The 13,790-nt window shown below is 68.8% G+C and carries 10 protein-coding genes; 4 read left to right on the top strand and 6 right to left on the bottom strand.

From position 1 onward, the window contains the following. Nucleotides 1–337: 337 nt before the first annotated feature. A complete protein-coding gene (locus AC07U4_RS00240) occupies nucleotides 338–1,042 on the bottom strand; it encodes an SDR family NAD(P)-dependent oxidoreductase (RefSeq protein ID WP_038658426.1) in 705 nt (234 codons plus the stop codon). Further along, entirely contained in the window at nucleotides 1,024–1,764 is a 741-nt protein-coding gene (gene yaaA / locus AC07U4_RS00245; RefSeq protein ID WP_495193999.1) for a peroxide stress protein YaaA, read from the bottom strand. Before yaaA ends, AC07U4_RS00240 begins: the two co-directional genes overlap by 19 nt. A 163-nt stretch (nucleotides 1,765–1,927) precedes the next feature. On the opposite strand from yaaA, the gene AC07U4_RS00250 reads away from it, so the two are divergent. Continuing rightward, the gene (locus tag AC07U4_RS00250) at nucleotides 1,928–3,247 is read left to right on the top strand and encodes an outer membrane protein assembly factor BamD (protein WP_038658433.1); all 1,320 of its coding nucleotides are present in this window, start codon (nucleotides 1,928–1,930) and stop codon (nucleotides 3,245–3,247) included. A 75-nt stretch (nucleotides 3,248–3,322) separates the two neighbouring features. Here AC07U4_RS00250 and AC07U4_RS00255 read toward each other — a convergent pair whose 3' ends face one another. After that, entirely contained in the window at nucleotides 3,323–3,790 is a 468-nt protein-coding gene (locus AC07U4_RS00255; RefSeq protein ID WP_038658436.1) for an Lrp/AsnC family transcriptional regulator, read from the bottom strand. A 197-nt stretch (nucleotides 3,791–3,987) separates the two neighbouring features. Here AC07U4_RS00255 and AC07U4_RS00260 point away from each other — a divergent pair, with 197 nt between their 5' ends. The 3 genes from AC07U4_RS00260 to AC07U4_RS00270 all read left to right on the top strand — a co-directional run bounded on the left by AC07U4_RS00260 (nucleotide 3,988) and on the right by AC07U4_RS00270 (nucleotide 7,209). Further along, nucleotides 3,988–5,649: a sensor histidine kinase gene (locus AC07U4_RS00260; protein ID WP_495194000.1), complete on the top strand. Its 1,662-nt coding sequence runs from the start codon at nucleotides 3,988–3,990 to the stop codon at nucleotides 5,647–5,649. Nucleotides 5,650–5,681: 32 nt separating this feature from the next. After that, the gene (locus AC07U4_RS00265; RefSeq protein WP_495194001.1) at nucleotides 5,682–6,665 is read left to right on the top strand and encodes a polysaccharide deacetylase family protein; all 984 of its coding nucleotides are present in this window, start codon (nucleotides 5,682–5,684) and stop codon (nucleotides 6,663–6,665) included. Between the two features lie 304 nt (nucleotides 6,666–6,969). Further along, a complete protein-coding gene (locus tag AC07U4_RS00270; protein ID WP_171009465.1) occupies nucleotides 6,970–7,209 on the top strand; it encodes a hypothetical protein in 240 nt (79 codons plus the stop codon). Nucleotides 7,210–7,887: 678 nt separating this feature from the next. On the opposite strand, the gene AC07U4_RS00275 is transcribed toward AC07U4_RS00270, so the two are convergent. From AC07U4_RS00275 to AC07U4_RS00285, 3 genes are read right to left on the bottom strand one after another with little or no spacing between them, the layout of a single operon-like run. Further along, nucleotides 7,888–9,312 carry an efflux transporter outer membrane subunit gene (locus AC07U4_RS00275; RefSeq protein ID WP_495194002.1) on the bottom strand — a complete coding sequence of 475 codons (1,425 nt, stop codon included), beginning with the start codon at nucleotides 9,310–9,312 and terminating at the stop codon, nucleotides 7,888–7,890. After that, nucleotides 9,309–12,506 carry an efflux RND transporter permease subunit gene (locus tag AC07U4_RS00280; protein WP_495194003.1) on the bottom strand — a complete coding sequence of 1,066 codons (3,198 nt, stop codon included), beginning with the start codon at nucleotides 12,504–12,506 and terminating at the stop codon, nucleotides 9,309–9,311. The genes AC07U4_RS00275 and AC07U4_RS00280 overlap by 4 nt, the downstream gene beginning before the upstream one ends. Then, a complete protein-coding gene (locus AC07U4_RS00285) occupies nucleotides 12,503–13,765 on the bottom strand; it encodes an efflux RND transporter periplasmic adaptor subunit (RefSeq protein ID WP_495194984.1) in 1,263 nt (420 codons plus the stop codon). The genes AC07U4_RS00280 and AC07U4_RS00285 overlap by 4 nt, the downstream gene beginning before the upstream one ends. Nucleotides 13,766–13,790: the final 25 nt, after the last annotated feature.

Genomic DNA, 13,790 nt, shown 5'->3' on the forward strand with positions numbered 1-13,790 from the left:
GGCTGACGCGTAAATGGCTGAAACATGACGATTCTGTCATGTTCGGGGGCTTGCCGGCTACCCGTCGCCTCCTCGCGCGGGGCTGCACGATGGCGTTCCGGGCACACTCGCCCACCGTGCCCTCCAGTGTTCCTGCGGACGCAGGAACCCAGGGTCAAGCAGACCGACAGCTGACGGCGTTCCGGGCCCTGGGCTCCTGCTTTCGCAGGAGCACTGGTGGGGTTGGGCAGGGGCAGCGGTACAAGTCGGGGGTGACATCGAGCGTCGAAGCCCAATCGAGCCTCATCGCCACAGCCTTATGCATCGGGTTAGGTCAGGCATCGCATCCAGCCGCGCCTTAAGGCGCGACTTCCTTGCCCTCGAAGTCGAACAGCTTGCCGCTGTCGGTCACGGTCAGGCCGTCGATCACGTCGAGCAATTGCGACGCCGCGCGATCCGGCGTGAACAGCGTTCCCGGCCGCACGTTGCCCTGGAACGGCTTCGACAGCGCGGTGTCGACCGTGCCCGGATGCAACCCGACGACGATCGAGCGATCGTTGCGGCGCTTCTCCTCGATGCTCAACGTCCGAACCAATTGGTTGAGCGCGGCCTTCGCCATCCGATAGCCGTACCAGCCGCCGAGCCGGTTGTCGGAGATGCTGCCGATCCGCGCCGAGAGGACGGCGAACACCGTCCGCCCCTGTTTGGGCATCAGCGGCAGCAGATGCTTGGCGACCAAGGCCGGCCCGACCGCATTGACGCGCAGCACCTGTTCGAGCCACGCCGGATCGAATTCGCGATAGCTTTTCTCCGGGCCGCGCTCCGCATCGTGCAGCAGGCCGGTGGCGAGGATGACGAGCGACGGCGCCGGCCCGGTGGCGATCCGCGCCGCGGCGGCGGCGATGCTCGCCTCGTCGGTGATATCGATCGGCGCGGCACCCGAGCGCGACAGCGCGTGGATGCGGGCGTAGGCCGCTTCCTCGACCAGCGCCTCATGCAGCGCGGCACCGATCCCGCCGGATGCGCCGATGACGACCGCGGCGCTCAACGCGAGAACCGCCATTGATCGTCGCTGCTCGCCGCCGCGTCGAACGCATAGCCGTCGCTGTCGAACCCCCGCATCGCGTCGATGTCGGTGATGCGATGCTCGACCATCCAGCGCGCCATCATCCCGCGCGCCTTCTTGGCGTGGAAGCTGACGAAGCGGTCGCCGTCGCGGAAATCTATCGCCACCACGCGGACGTCGGCGGGCAGGTGGCCCGCGACCCCCGCCCAATATTCCTGGCTGGCGAGGTTGAGGACGACCCGTTCGCCGTCGGCGGCGACGTCTTCGGCCAGCGCCTTGCCGATGCGGTCGCCCCACCAGTCGGTCAGCTTCTTGTGCCGCGGCGCCCAGCGCGTACCCATCTCCAGCCGGTAGGGGCGCATCAAATCGAGCGGGCGCAGCATGCCGTACAGGCCCGAGAGCAGTCGTAGATGATCCTGTGCGAAGGGAAGCGCCTCCTCCTCCAGCGTCTTGACGTCGAAGCCGGTGTAGACGTCACCGTCGAACGCGAAGATCGCCGGCCGTTCGGGCGAGTCCGCAAAGTCGCGGAAGCGGTCGGCGTTGAGCTTGGCCAGCGCCGGCGAGATGTGCATCAACTCCGACAGCTTCTTCTGCGTCAGGTGCGATGCGGCGGCGGCGAGCGTCGCCGCCTCCTTGGCGAAACGCGGCCGGGTCGGCGCGAGATCGGGGATGGGCGACTCATAGTCGAGCGTCTTGGCGGGGGAGAGGACGGCGATCATCGTGCCCGCCGGTAGCCGCCCCGCGGCGGCCGTTCAATCGCCGTTCAGTGCGGATGCCGCAACCGGGACGGGCATGGCATCGCTTGAACGGCTTGCGACGGACCGTTACAGCCCCGCAGACGTTAGCGGCAGCGATGCCTCACTATCTGGAGAGAGAGTTAGCATGAAGACCCTTTCGAAGCTCGCGCTGGCCGCGGTGCTGGCCACCGGCGTGAGCGGTCTGGCGATCGTCGCCCCCGCGGCCGCCAAGGACAAGAAGGAAGAGCAGGCGGCTCCTGGCTTCAAGCTCAGCAAGCCGGTGCAGGCGATCGCCTTCCAGGCGCAGGAAGCCGTCAAGGCCCGCAATCCCGCCACCGCCGAGCCGCTCGTCGCGCAGGTCGAGGCCGCGGCCACCACCGACGACGACAAATATATCGCCGCCGCACTCCGTTACGATCTGGAGAACACCAAGCTCGTCATCGCGCAGGAGGCCAATCCCAAGGCACCGCTTGACGAGACCGTGCTCGCCAAGCCGCTCGACGCGCTGATCGCCGCCAAGAACACGCCGGCCGCCGACCGCGGCAAATATCTGTTCCGTCGTGGCCAGCTCGCCTACAATAGCGGTCAGTACCCGGTGGCGACCCAGTATTTCACCCAGGCGAAGGCGGCCGGCTACAACAGCCCCGATTTCGATCTGCAGCTCGCCAAGGTGAAGGTGCAGGCCGGTGACACCGCCGGTGGCCTCGCCGATCTCGACCGGTTCATCACCGCGCAGAAGGCGGCGGGCCAGACCGTGCCGGAGGCCTATTACCGCTTCGGCATCGCCACCGCGAACAACAAGAAGATGGCGCCGGAAACGCTCGCCTGGATGCAGAAGTACGTCGCGGCCTATCCGAATGCCCGGGTGTGGCGTGACGTCATCCTGCAATATGCGTTCGCGCAGAACAGCCTCGCCGCGCCGGACAAGGCGCAGACGGTCGATCTGTATCGCCTGCTGCGTACCGCCGGTGCGATGCCGGATCAGGCGATGTACGAGGATTATGCCAAGAACGTCTACGACCGCGGCAATCCCTATGAGGCGGCGGCGGTGCTGAAGGAAGGCATGGCCTCGGGCAAGATCCCGGCGACCAGCGCCTTCTCGAAGAGCCTGCTGACCGCGGCGAACACCGCGATCAAGGCGGACGGATCGCTGGCGAGCAGCGAGAAGACCGCGATGGCATCGAAGGACGGCAAGATCGCCGCGTCGACCGCCGACGCCTATCTCGGCCAGAACAACTATGCCAAGGCGATCGAATTGTATCGTGCGGCGCTGAGCAAGGGTGGTGTCGACGCCAATGAGGTGAACACCCGCCTCGGCATCGCGCTCGCCAAGTCGGGCGACAAGGCCGGCGCGCAGGCGGCGTTCGGTGCGGTCACCGGCAATCCACGCGCGGGCATCGCCGCATTGTGGAATACCTGGACGCAGGTCGGCGCCACGCCGGCCACGCCCGCCACGCCGGCCTGATCGACCGGTAACGACGGGAAGGGGGGCGGTCCGGCGACGGGCCGCCCCCTTTCGTTTGTCGGCCGCCGTCGCGGGTCAGTCGATGACGACGGGGATGCCCGAGGTCGACTTGGCGGTGCGGATGGTGAGCGAGGTTTTGACGCTGGCGACGTTCGGCGCGGGCGTCAGGTGCGTCGTCAGGATCTCCTGGAAGCTCTTGAGGTCGCTGGCGACGATCTTCAGGATGAAGTCGATCTCGCCGTTGAGCATGTGGCATTCGCGAATTTCCGGAATGTCCGCGACATGCGCCTCGAACGCGGCGAGGTCGTGCTCGGCCTGGCTGCGGAGCGAGACCATCGCGAATACGGTGATCGGAAAACCGAGACTGGCGGGATCGAGATCGGCGTGATAGCCGCGGATCACCCCGGCCTCCTCCAGCGCGCGGACGCGGCGCAGGCAGGGTGGCGCGGTCAACCCGACGCGTTCGGCCAGTTCGACATTGGTCATCCGCCCATCCTGTTGCAGGTGGGCGAGAATCTGACGATCGATCCGATCGAAGGACATTGCGTATCAAACTCCAGAAACAGGCCGGATGTAAACGGCGGCTCCCCCTAAGCATAAGAAAATTGCGGCGCAACGCAATTGTCCCACTATGCGACGTGTTGCCGGCGGGCGGCAAATCGGCAGTTCCTCTCGCGTGCCCCGATCGTTAAGGGATCAGCGCGCACATCGTTGAGGTGGGGCGGTCTCCAGGAGTTGGTGTGCGTTTCGACGATAGCCTGAAAACGGTGCTTTCGGCCGACATGGAGAGTGGGTTCGGCGCGCAATCGGCGTGGCGGCAGCTGACCGACCTAATGGGCCGCGGGCGCATCGCTGCGGATGCGGGGTCGCTGGACCGGCTGCGCGGGTTGCGACCGGCGGTGCCGCTGGCGATTCGGGCCGCGAGTGCGCGGGCGTTGGCCTTCGCCCGCCCGCCCGCGGCGCTGATCGGCTTTTTCGCCGAGGATTCGATCGAGGTCGCCGCGCCGTTGCTGCGCACCGCACAACTGGCAGATACGGACTGGCTGGCGCTGCTGCCCCGGCTCGATGCACATGGTCGCGCGTTGCTCCGCCATCGCCGCGACCTGCCGGGTGCGGTCGAGCGCGGGCTCGCCAGTTTCGGCCCGGCGGATTTCGTGCTGCGCTACGACGCGCCGGCCGCCGCCAACGATCTGGCCGAGCCGACGCCGCCGGCAGACATCGCCCCCGTCCCGCATCTCCACCCGGTCGCGCCGCCGCCGCCCGAGCCCAATGCCGAGGGCGGGTTCCAGATCGCCGATCTCGTCGCGCGGATCGACGCGTTCCAGAAGCAGCGCGATCCCAACGAGCCGATCGCTGCCGCCGCGAGCGAGCCGCCGAGCTATTTCCACTTCGACACCGATCACCTCGGCATCATCCGCGCGGTGGACGGCGTGGCGCGGGGCGCGCTGATCGGTGCCTCGCTCGCGGTCGGCATGCCGCAGGGGGAGGTTCGCGTCGATGCGGTGATCACCGGGGCATTGCGCCAGCGCCAGCGCTTCGCCGGCGCGCGGCTCGATGTCGGCGGCCATTCCGATGCGGCGGGAGCCTGGCGGGTCGCGGGCACGCCGCAGTTCGATGCCGAGAGCGGCCGCTTCACCGGCTATGTCGCGATCGCCCGCCGGCCGCGCGCCGACGAGGAGGCAAGCCTCACCCCGCGCAAGATGGTGTCCGATTCGCTGCGCCAATTGGTACACGAGCTGCGCACGCCGACCAATGCGATCGCCGGTTTCGCCGAGCTGATCGAGGCGCAACTGCTCGGCCCGGTCGCCCCGGTCTATCGCGAGCATGCGGTGACCATCCGTCAGCAGGCGGCGAGCCTGCTCGGCGCGATCGAGGATCTCGACACCGCCGCGCGGATCGAGGGCAAGGCGCTCGAGCTGCGGCCCGGCCCGGTCGTGCTCGAACCGCTGCTCGAACGGATCGCGCAGGATCTCGCGCCGCTGGCGGCGCTGCGCGGTACCGCGCTCGACATCCATCCGATGGGCGACCATGCCGCGCTGAGCGACGATCGCGCGCTGGAGCGGCTGCTGTCGCGACTGCTGGCGGCGCTGACCGCGGCGGCGGTGGCGGGTGAGCGGATCGACATCGCCGAGGCACCGGCGCCGGACGGACAGGTGGCGATCTGCTTCGCCCGGCCGCTGGCGCTGTCCGCGGACGGCGAGGAGGCGTTGTTGAGCCTCGACGGCGAGGCGGCGGGGCCAACCGATGCGGAGGGCGCGCCGCTGCTCGGCACCGGCTTCGCGCTGCGGCTGGCGCGCAACCTGGCGGTCGAGCTGGGCGGCGAGCTGGTGTTCGGCGAGGATCTCCTGACGTTGCGATTGCCCGCGGCGGTCGACGAGACGGTGGCGCAGGCGACGCATTGATCGGGCGAGGCGGCGCCGTTTCGCCGTATCGGGTGCCGGCGCCGACGGACGACGCGCTCATCCGCTGGCCGGCTTCGTTCGGGCGACGGTTCATCGTCTTCGTCGATGTCGAGGAGGAGTTCGACTGGTCGGCGCCGCTCGATCCCGGCCATCGCGCGGTCACGGCGATGCGTGCGCTGCCCGAGGCGCATGCGCGCTTTGCCGAGCGGGGGATCGGGCCGGCCTATATGATCGACCATCCGGTGGCGAGCGATGCGGCGGCGGTGGATATCCTGCGCGAAATACTGGCGGATGGGCGCGCGTCGCCGGGCGCGCAGCTCCATGCCTGGGTGACGCCGCCTTATGCGGCGCCCGCGGCGGGCGACAGCTACGCGGGCAATCTGCCGCCGGCATTGGAGGCGGGCAAGCTCGACAGCCTGACCGGTCTGCTCACCGAAGCGTTCGGACGGCCGCCGCTCGCCTATCGGGCCGGACGCTATGGTATCGGGCCGGCGACCGCCGGGCTGCTCGCCAGCCGGGGCTATCGCGTCGAGAGCTCGATGCGGGCGCGCTATGACTATCGCGGCGATCTCGGGCCGGACTTCACCGCAGTGGGCAGCGAGGCGTTCCGGATCGGGTCCCTGGTCGAGCTGCCGCTGACCACCGTATTCACCGGTCGGCTGCGCCACTATGGCGCGATGCTCTATCCGGCGCTGGCGCGCGTGCCGCGCGGGCGCGGTGCGGCGGCGCGTGCGGGGCTGTTGCAGCGCGTGGCGCTGACGCCCGAGGATATGCCGATCGCCGATGCGCTTGCCGCGGTGCGCGTCGCGGTCGAGGAGGAGGGGCAGCGGCTGATCAGCTTCTCCTTCCATTCGCCGAGCCTCGTGCCCGGCCACACGCCCTATGTGCGCAGCCGCGACGATCTGGCGCGGTTCTGGACGTGGTGGGCGCGCATGTTCGACCTGCTCGACGCGCTCGGCGTTCGGCCAGCGGGCGTCGACGACATCCTGGCGGCGGCGGATCGGACGACGGGCTGATGCCTGCCGCACAAGCAATGCCGGACCCGGCAGATGTTGCCGCAAGATGAAGATCACGACTTCAAAGTGCAACAAACCACCGTGGCCGCGATATCTTCCGCTTTGGACCAGTCCTGACAAGCAAGCATTGCTTTGTACGCCCTCGTCCGGGGCTATTGCCGTCGGATAGGCAGTCGAACGCGCCGTTCATCGTGCGGGATCGGGCAATTCATCGCCTATTCGATGGTAGCGCGACCTTTTCGGATTGTATTTTGTTCGTGTCGCTGCCAAGGGGGTGGCTCACCACGTGAGAGGGGAGACCATCATGGTTGCCAAGTATCTGATGGCTGCTGCTGCAGCCGCCCTGGCCGTTGCTCCGGCCGCTGCCGCTCCTGCCAACCCGGCAGCGAGCCTGTCGGTTGCCAAGTCGGTTCGCACCGGTTCGGTTTCGGCGAAGAAGAACGAGCTCGCCGGTGGCGGTCTGATCATCGCGCTCGTCGCGGCGGCTGCCGTCGTTGCGGGCATCGTGATCGTCGCCGACGACGACAACAGCGACAGCAACTAAGATCGTTCGCGGATCGGCGGCGTCCTCGTGGCGCCGTCAATCGGAACGTGACGCAAGGGGGGCTTCGGCCCCCCTTGTTGATTCTGGGGTCTGGCGGGTCGGCGTTGCGTGGGGGCGGAACTTCGGCCTTTTCGTCTTTCTAGGCTTGGCCAAGAGGTCTGCGAACGTCCGCATCGCTGGTCGACCAGCGCAGTGCTCCTGCGAAAGCAGGAGCCCAGAGCCAAGCTAGATAACGTCTTATGGCGTACGAGACTCCTGGGCTCCTGCTTTCGCAAGAGCACTTGGCAGCTTTTGGCAGACCTTGCGTTCGGCGTAATGGATCAAGGGTGTCGAGGTCGTGGGGCGACCTTGCCGGAACGCGTTGGTGATGCGTGTGACATGCTTGTCGTGTTGGACGACATGGACAAGATGGACACCTTAATGGAAACGATCCACTCCGATCGTTTCCATTCTTGCACCAGTCTCGTGGTCGCGATGAGAAAGAGCGTGAGCGGCGTTTGCGGACGCCTATCACTGCGACGACGATGTAGGACAGGCCGGCAAATTGGTGTTTGCCGGTCAGGGGGATGACGACAGCCGCGTCCTACGCGTGGCGCGGGGTCATGCGAATCGCGCGACGAGCGTCGCAGGCGAACCAATACGGGGCGGCTGCGTCCGCCGCCCCGGCTGCGGTGCGGATCAGCGCGGCGCGGCGACCGGGCCGCCGCTGGCCTGGAACAGCGCGACGGTGTCGCTGAGCCGGGCGGCGCGGGCCTGCACCAGTTGCGCACGCGCCTGCGCGTCGGCGGCGGTGGCGTTGAGCAGCGCGAGCGTGCCGACGTCGCCGAGCGCGAGCTGGCGTCGGACGTAGGTCAGCGCCCGGCCCGACGCGTCCGCTGCGCGCGTCGCCGCGTCGAGCGCGTTGGCGTCGGTGGCGAGGCCGGTCAGCGCATCGGAGACGTCGCCGAACGCCTGCAGCACCGCGCTGCGATAGGCTGCCTTCGCGCCGTCGAGCGCCGCCTCCGCCGCGTGCTGCTGATGGCGCAACGCGCCGGCGTGAAAGATCGGCTGGGTGATGCCGCCGATCAGCGTCCAGAACGGATTGCCGTCCCTGAACATGTCGCCGAAGCGCTGCGCCGAGCCGCCGGCATTGGCGCTGAGCGTGATCGAGGGCAGCCGCGCGGCGATCGCGGTGCGCACGTCGGCACCGGCCCCTTCGAGCTGCGCACGGGCCGCGAGCACGTCCGGCCGCCGCGCGACGAGATCGGAGGGCAGCACCACGGGCAGTGCGCCGGGCAGGGTCAACGCGGCGAGCGCGGGCAGTGGCGGCAGCGTATCGCCGGCGGGGCGGCCGAGCAGCGTCGCGATAACGACCCGCTGGTGCGCTTCCTGCCGGATCAGCGGCGGCAGTGCGCCCTCGGCGGTGGCGAGCGCGGTCTGCTGCGTGGCGACGTCGGCGGCACCGATCGCGCCGAGCTGCTGGCGGCGGAGCAGGCTGTCGAGGATGTCGCGATTGACCGCGACCGCGGTCTTCGCCGCCTCGACCTGATCGGCGAGCGCGGCGCGCTGGATCACCGCCTGGACGAGATTGGCGACGACCGTGGTGCGCGCCGCGCCGAGCCGCTGGCGCTGGACCTCCGCGGCGGCGCGTGCCGAACGCACCCGCGAGCGCGTGCCGCCGAACAGGTCGAGGCCGTAACTGACGTTCACCTGCGCGGTGTGCAGCGTATAGAGTTCCTGATTCTGGTCGGCTACCGGCGGCGACAGCGCGTTCGAGACGCGGGCGCGTTCGGCCTGATAGCCGGCGTCGACCTGCGGCAACGCCGCGCCGGCGGCGGCCCCGGCCAGCTCGCGCGCCTGACGCAGCGAGGCATCAGCGCTGACGATATCGTTGTTGTGCGCGAGCGCTTCGGCAACGAGCGCGTCGAGCTGCGGGCTGGCGAAGGCGGTCCACCAGTCGGCGCGCAGCGGCGCGGCGGTGAAGGTCTGCGCGGTGCCGGCCGTGGGCGCGATCGGCGCCGGCGTCGCCGCCGGGGGCAGCGGTGCGTGCGCGTCGAGATCGTGCGGCCCCGCGGCACAGGCGGCGGTGGTGCAGGCGAGCAGCAGGGCGAAGGCGCGGCTCATGCCACCACCTCCGGTCCGGTGGCATCGCCGTGCGGCGGGGCATGGCCCACGTCGCGGCCGTGCGCGCCGCGATCCTCCGGCGGCACCCGCTTCGAGAAGCGGTCGATCAGCACCGGCAGCACCAGCAGGATCAGCAGCGGCGCGAGCGCCATGCCGCCGACGACGACGAGCGCGAGCGGCTTCTGAACCTGACTGCCGATGCCGGTCGACAGCGCCGCGGGGAGCAGGCCGATCGCCGCGACGAGGCAGGTCATCACCACCGGGCGCAGGCTGTGGCGCACGGTCGTGCCGATCGCTGCGGCGCGATCGACGCCTTCGTCGACCGCATTGTTGAAGGTGGTGACGACGAGGATGCCGTCCATCACCGCGATACCGAACAAGGCGACGAAGCCGATCGCGGCGGAGATGCTGAACGCGGTGCCGGTCAGCGCCAAGGCGAGCACGCCGCCGACCACCGCCATCGGGATGGCGGAGAAGGCGAGCATACTGTCGCGGATCGAGCCGAAATTGGCGTAGAGCAACAGCAGCATCAGCAGCAGGCTGATCGGCACGACGATCTCGAGTCGCGCGATCGCGTTGGTGAGATTGTCGAGCTCGCCCGCCCATTCGAGGTGATAGCCGGCGGGGAGATGCACCTTCTGCGTGATGCGCGCGCGTGCCTCCTCGACCGCGCCGCCGAGATCGCGGCCGCGTACCGAGAATTTGATCGGGATATAGCGTTCCTGATGCTCGCGGTAGATGAACGACGCGCCCGAGGTGAGGTGGACGTCGGCGACCTCGGACAGCGGTACCTGGATCGTGCCGCTGCTGCCGTCGGGGGCGGGCGCGCCGATGGTGATGCGGCGGATCGCCTCCAGCGAATCGCGCTGCTCCGATTTCAGCCGGACGATGATCGGGAAGTGGCGGTCGGTGCCGGCCTCGTAGAGATCGGCGGACGAACTGCCGCCGACCGCGGCGGCGACGGTCGCGTTGATGTCGTCAGGCGTCAGGCCGTAGCGGGCGGCGCGCGCGCGATCGACGTCGACGCGCACCGTCGGCTGGCCGAGCGACTGGAACACGCCGAGATCCTCGATGCCGCGCACCTGGCTCATCTGGTCCTTGATCTGGTTGGCGTATTTCTCGAGCGTTGCGAGATCGGGGCCGAACAGCTTGATCGAATTGGCGCCCTTCACGCCCGAAGCGGCTTCCTCGACATTGTCCTCGATGATCTGCGAGAAGGAGAAATCGACGCCGGGATATTTGGCGGTCAGTCGCTGCGACAGTTCGGCGATCAGCGTTTCCTTGGTGACGCCGTGCGGCCATTCGCTGGCGGGCTTGAGCGGCACGAAGAATTCGGCGTTGAAGAAGCCGGTGGCGTCGGTGCCGTCGTCGGGCCGGCCATGCGCGGAGAGCACCGCGGTCGTCTCGGGATAGCTGGCGATGATGCGGCGGATGCCGTTCACCGCGGGCTCGCCCGCCTCCAGGCTGATCGAGCCGGGCAAAGTGGCGCGGATGTACATATTGCCCTCTTCGAGGTGCGGCAGGAATTCGATGCCGAGCGTGCGCACGCCGAGCACCGCGACCAGCAGCATCAGCGCGGCGGCACCGAGCGTCAGCACGCGATTGCCGAGCGCGAAGGCGGCGGCGGGTTCGTAGGCGCGGCGCAGCTTGCCGACGATCCACGTCTCGACCTCGGACAGTTTGTCGGGGAGGAGGAGGGTGGCGAGCACCGGTGCGACGGTGAAGGTCGCGAGCAGGCCGCCGCTGATCGCATAGGCATAGGTCTTGGCCATCGGGCCGAAGATATGGCCCTCGACCCCGGTCAGCGTGAACAGCGGCAGGAAGCTGGCGATGATGATCGCGGCGGCGAAGAAGATGCCGCGGCTGACCTCGCTGCTCGCGCCGAGCACCGCCGAGAAGCGGTTGGCGAGCGTGTAATGGCCGCGCCCGCTTTCGACGTGCGCGGAGCGTTCGACCATGTGGCGGAAGATGTTCTCGACCATGATGACGCAGGCGTCGACGACGAGGCCGAAGTCGAGCGCGCCGACCGAGAGCAGGTTGGCGCTCTCGCCCTGCAGCACGAGGATCAGGATCGCGAAGGCGAGCGCGAAGGGGATGGTGGCGGCGACGATGATCGCGCTGCGTAGATTGCCGAGGAACAGCCATTGCAGCGCGAAGATCAGCAGGATGCCGACCACCATATTCTCGAGCACGGTATGGATGGTGAGGTGGATGAGGTCCGACCGGTCGTAGATGCGGTCGAGATGGACGCCGGGCGGCAGCACGCCCGAATCGTTGATATTGGCGACCTCCTTCTGCACCGCCTCGATCGTCGGCATCGACTGGGCGCCGCGCTGCATTAGCACGATGCCCTGCACGATATCGTCCTGGTCGTTATAGCCGGCGATGCCGAGCCGCGGGCTGTTGCCGACCTTCACCGTGGCAACGTCCTTGACCAGCACCGGCTGGCCGCCGGCGCTGCCGACGAGGACGTTCTCGATCCCCGACGGGGTCTGGATCAGGCCGACGCCGCGGACGATCGCCGCCTGGCTGCCGAAGTTGATCGTCTGGCCGCCGACGTTGCCGTCGCTCTTGGCGATCGCGGCGAGCACCTGGCTGACGGTGACGTTGTGCGCGGCGAGCCGGTCATTGTCGATCACCACGTCATAGGCGCGCAATTTGCCGCCCCAGCCGGTGACGTCGATCACGCCGGGGATGCGCTTGAACCGGCGTTGCAGCACCCAGTCCTGCAACGTCTTGAGGTCCATCACCGAATAGCCCTTCGGCGCGCTGATCTTGTAGCGGTAGATCTCGCCGACGGGACTGGTCGGCGACAGCGTCGGCTGCGCGCCGCCGCTGAGCGGCGGCAGCTGCGATAGGCGGTTGATGACCTGCTGCTTGGCCTGGTCGTTGGTCAGGTCGTAGCTGAACTGGATCTTGATGTCGGACAGGCCGAACAGGCTGATTGCGCGGATCGCGGTGAGGTGCGGGATGCCCGCCATGCCGACCTCGATCGGGATGGTGACGTTGCGCTCCATCTCCTCGGCGGAAAGGCCCTGCGTCTGGGTGATGACCTCGACCATCGGCGGGACGGGATCGGGATAGGCCTCGATATTGAGGTTGGCGAAGCCGATCACGCCGGCGGCGAGCATCGCGACGAAGACGCCGACGATGAGCAGCCGCTGGCGGAGCGCGAAGGCGACGATGCGGTTCATTCGCCAATTCCCGCTTCGTTGACGAACAGCGCGCCGGCGGTGACGATGCGCTCGCCGGGGGTGAGGCCCTTGACGATGACGACCTGGCCGTCCTGCGCGTCGCCGGCGACGACGTCGCGCGCGACGAGCAGGCCGTCGGGGCGGACCACCCAGACGCGCGCCTGATCGCCCTCGTGGATCACCGCGGCGGCGGGGACGCGCATCGCGTCGCCGGCCTGCGCACGGTGGATCTGGAAGCTGGCGAACATCTGCGGCTTGAGTGCGCTGTCGGGATTGGCGATCGCGGCGCGCACCGGCAGGCGATGCGTCTGCGGATCGAGCGCGGCGCCGACGAGGTCGATGCGCGCCTGGAAGCGGCGGCCGGGCAGCGCGGGGGTGGTGACCGTCGCCGAATCGCCGACGTGAATCGCCTCGGCATCGCTTTCGGCGACCTGCGCGACGAGCCAGACGCGCGAGGGGTCGGTGATCGTCATCACCGGCTTGTCGCCGCCCTGGCTGACATATTCGCCGGCGGATACGTCGCGCGAGGCGATCAGGCCGCTGATCGGCGCGTGCAGCGTGGTAACGTCGTGGATGCCGGAGACTTCGCCGACGCCCTCGAGCTGGCGGATCTCCGCAGGCGACTTGCCGAGCACCGCGAGCTTGTCGCGCGCGGCGCCGAGCGCGGCGGCGGCGGTGCGGGCGGTCGCCTGCGCCGCGGCGAGATCGGTCTGCGCCTGCTGATAGTCCTTCTGCGCGCCGCCCGCGGTCTCGTAGATCAGCCGCTGGCGTTCGGCGGTGCGCTGCGCGGTGGCGAGCTGCGCCTGCGCGTTCTGATAGGCGGCGCGGGCGGCGAACAGTGCGTTTCGGCCGTCGACGAAGTCGTTGGTGCGGACCAGCAGCAGCGGCTGCCCCTGCTTTACCCGCTGACCGGCATCGACCAGCACGCGGACGACTTGGCCGCTATAGGGCATCAGCACCGGCGTGCTGTGGTTGCCGTCTACCGTGATCGCGCCGCTCGCCAGCGTGCGCGCGTCCGACGTGCCCATGCCGACCCGCATCGTGGCGAGCGACGCCATCTGCGTTTTGGTCGGGCGAAAGGTGCCCGGCGGCGGGGGTGGCGGCGCGGTCTCCTCATGATGGGTGAGCTTGCCGACGAGCATGACGAGCAGCACCAGGCCCGCCAGCACCACCGCGACGATGCCCAGCCAGCGCCATTGCGCCGATCGGGACAAAGTGGTGGCGGGGGCGAGGGGTTCGGGGTGTTCGGTGGCGTGCATCGGGGACCTGCGCATGCGATGAAGC

It is taken from the genome of Sphingomonas sp. GW821-FHT02B09 (genome assembly GCF_059421875.1).

Excerpts from the sequence above, each read along its gene's own strand:
- AC07U4_RS00275 (WP_495194002.1), bottom strand. The coding sequence starts at position 9,312 with ATGAGCCGCGCCTTCGCCCTGCTGCTCGCCTGCACCACCGCCGCCTGT.
- AC07U4_RS00280 (WP_495194003.1), bottom strand. The coding sequence starts at position 12,506 with ATGAACCGCATCGTCGCCTTCGCGCTCCGCCAGCGGCTGCTCATCGTC.
- AC07U4_RS00270 (WP_171009465.1), top strand. The coding sequence starts at position 6,970 with ATGGTTGCCAAGTATCTGATGGCTGCTGCTGCAGCCGCCCTGGCCGTT.
- yaaA (WP_495193999.1), bottom strand. The coding sequence starts at position 1,764 with ATGATCGCCGTCCTCTCCCCCGCCAAGACGCTCGACTATGAGTCGCCC.
- AC07U4_RS00285 (WP_495194984.1), bottom strand. The coding sequence starts at position 13,765 with ATGCACGCCACCGAACACCCCGAACCCCTCGCCCCCGCCACCACTTTG.
- AC07U4_RS00255 (WP_038658436.1), bottom strand. The coding sequence starts at position 3,790 with ATGTCCTTCGATCGGATCGATCGTCAGATTCTCGCCCACCTGCAACAG.
- AC07U4_RS00240 (WP_038658426.1), bottom strand. The coding sequence starts at position 1,042 with ATGGCGGTTCTCGCGTTGAGCGCCGCGGTCGTCATCGGCGCATCCGGC.
- AC07U4_RS00250 (WP_038658433.1), top strand. The coding sequence starts at position 1,928 with ATGAAGACCCTTTCGAAGCTCGCGCTGGCCGCGGTGCTGGCCACCGGC.